Source organism: Butyricicoccus sp., assembly GCF_050872565.1.
Classification (GTDB): Bacteria; Bacillota; Clostridia; order Oscillospirales; family Butyricicoccaceae; genus Butyricicoccus_A.
Map to the genome: position 1 here is coordinate 1 of NZ_JBNMHC010000352.1, position 2,333 is coordinate 2,333.

Annotated in this window: 3 protein-coding genes; all 3 read right to left on the minus strand. The window is 54.6% G+C overall.

Translation table 11 applies throughout. The features are described from left to right. On the minus strand, positions 1-762 hold a 762-nt coding region (locus tag ACR0P9_RS11235; RefSeq protein WP_432620184.1), incomplete at its 3' end, for a phenylacetate--CoA ligase family protein. 194 nt (positions 763-956) lie between these two features. Next, positions 957-1,529, minus strand: coding sequence for an indolepyruvate oxidoreductase subunit beta (locus ACR0P9_RS11240; protein ID WP_432620186.1), 573 nt, complete (start codon positions 1,527-1,529; stop codon positions 957-959). A 13-nt stretch (positions 1,530-1,542) separates the two neighbouring features. Further along, positions 1,543-2,333 (minus strand): thiamine pyrophosphate-dependent enzyme (locus ACR0P9_RS11245; protein ID WP_432620188.1); only part of this gene is annotated, 791 nt, incomplete at its 5' end.

The following is a 2,333-nucleotide window of genomic DNA, read 5'->3' on the forward strand; positions in this document are numbered from 1 at the left end:
ACCGTTCTGCTCCTCACACTCAAAGGAAACGCCCGGACCGGAAATCTCTGTCAGACCATAAATATCGTATGCCTTGATGCCGAGACTCTCCTCAATGCTGTGGCGCATCTCTTCCGTCCACGCCTCTGCACCGAAAATACCAGCCTTGAGCTTGATCTTATCGCGCAGACCGCGTTCATTGACGCTCTCGCCCAGATAAGCCGCATAAGACGGGGTGCAGCACAAAATGGTCGAGCCGAGATCCGTCATAAACTGCAGCTGACGCTCGGTGTTGCCGGACGACATCGGCAGGGTCAGGCAGCCGACTTTATGCGAGCCGCCATTGAGTCCCGGGCCGCCGGTAAACAGACCATAGCCATAGCAAACGTGGCAGACATCTTCCTTTGTGCCGCCCGCTGCGACAATCGCACGCGCACAGCAGTCTTCCCACAGGTCAATATCATGCTGGGTGTAGAACGCAACGACGCGGCGGCCTGTCGTACCACTGGTGGACTGGATGCGCACGCAGTCTGCCAGCGGCTTGGCGAGCAGACCATACGGATACTGATCCTTCAAGTCGTCCTTGGTGATAAACGGCAGCAGATGCAGATCTTCAATGCCGTGAATATCTTCCGGCTTGACGCCTGCTTCGTCCATCTTGTTGCGGTAAAATTCTACATTGTCATAGACATACTTGACCTGTGCGACCAGACGCTCGCTCTGCAGCGCCTTCAGCTGGTCAACCGGCATTGTCTCAATTTCCGGCTGATAATACTTGCTCATTTCCCATTAATCTCCTTGTGTTCGCATGAAATCAGTCCTTCCCCGCTGCGCATTCCTTCCGAGAAGGTGCTCAGCGGGGACTTTGTTCTGATTTCTACAGAGAGCCTGCCTGCTCTCCGATGTATCTGCGTCTCTCTAAGGGACATTCCTCGTGTCCCTGCTCCCTGAGAGGGATTTCTCCTGAAAAAATGTATTTATTCTACTCTTCCGAGATGGAAAGCCTTTTTATTCAGCTCCAAGAACTTTGCCGGAACGCTTGCTCCCAGTGCATCCAGCCAAGCCTGTTCGCTGATCTGATCGAAATAGCGGGACAGTCTGCCCATCAGTGCAATATTCACTGCCTTAGCAGAGCCTGCCTCCGTAGCAATTGCCAGAGCATCCATCGCATCGACCTTTGCGCCAGCAGCTTCCATCTTTTCTACCAAATCAGACGGATACTGTGCGGCACCAGTGATAACCGGCATCGGGTCAATTTCCTGCGTGTTGACGATAACGCGTCCGCCCGGCTTGAGGTATTCCATCCAGCGAGCTGCTTCCAGCTTCTCAAACGAAACGATGAAGTCCGCTTCGCCCTTGTCAATAATCGGGGAATACACGTGATCGCCAAAGCGAACATAGGTAACTACGCTGCCGCCGCGCTGGCTCATGCCATGCACTTCGGAAACCTTTACATCATAATCCTGGTCGAGCAGCAGACGTCCGAGCAGCTTACTTGCCAACAGGGAGCCCTGACCGCCGACACCTACAATCATTACATTCGTTGTCATGTTCAGTACCTCCTTACGCCTTCAGCGCGTCAAACGCACACATCTGCTGGCAGACACCACAGCCCACGCAAAGGGTCACGTCAATGACTGCCTTGTTGTTCTTGATGCTGATTGCCGGACAGCCCAGCTTCATGCAGCTGCGGCAGCCGCGGCAGGCATCGGTATCTACCTTGAGCGGCGGATTGTGCTTGACGTACTTGAGCAGCGCACACGGACGGCGGCTGATGATAACGGACGGTGCTTCTGCTGCCAGCTCTTCCTTGAGGACAGTGTCGCACTGCTTGAGATCATACGGATCGACAATGCGAATGCGCTCGAAGCCCATGGCGTGGCACAGAGATTCCAGATCAATCTTGCCTGCCGGATCGCCCTTAATATTATAGCCCGTGGTTGGGTTCTGCTGATGGCCGGTCATACCGGTAATCGAGTTATCCAGAATAATAACCGTCGAATTGCTCTGGTTATACGCGATGTTTGCCAGACCGGTCATGCCGGAATGCATAAAGGTCGAGTCGCCGATAACAGCAACCGTCTTGCCCTCCGACTCCTTGCCCAGAGCCTTGTTAAAGCCATGGATCGAAGAGATCGAAGCGCCCATGCACAAGGTCATCTCAATGGCGTTCAGCGGAGCGACTGCACCCAGCGTATAGCAGCCAATGTCACCGAGTACGGTGCACTTGTTCTTGGACAGGGTGTAGAACATGCCGCGGTGCGGACATCCGGCACACATAACCGGCGGACGTGCCGGCATGGTCTCGTCCAGCTTCTTGCCTTCCGGAACCGGCAGACCTAGCTTCTCTGCAA

Excerpts from the sequence above, each read along its gene's own strand:
- ACR0P9_RS11240 (WP_432620186.1), bottom strand. The coding sequence starts at position 1,529 with ATGACAACGAATGTAATGATTGTAGGTGTCGGCGGTCAGGGCTCCCTG.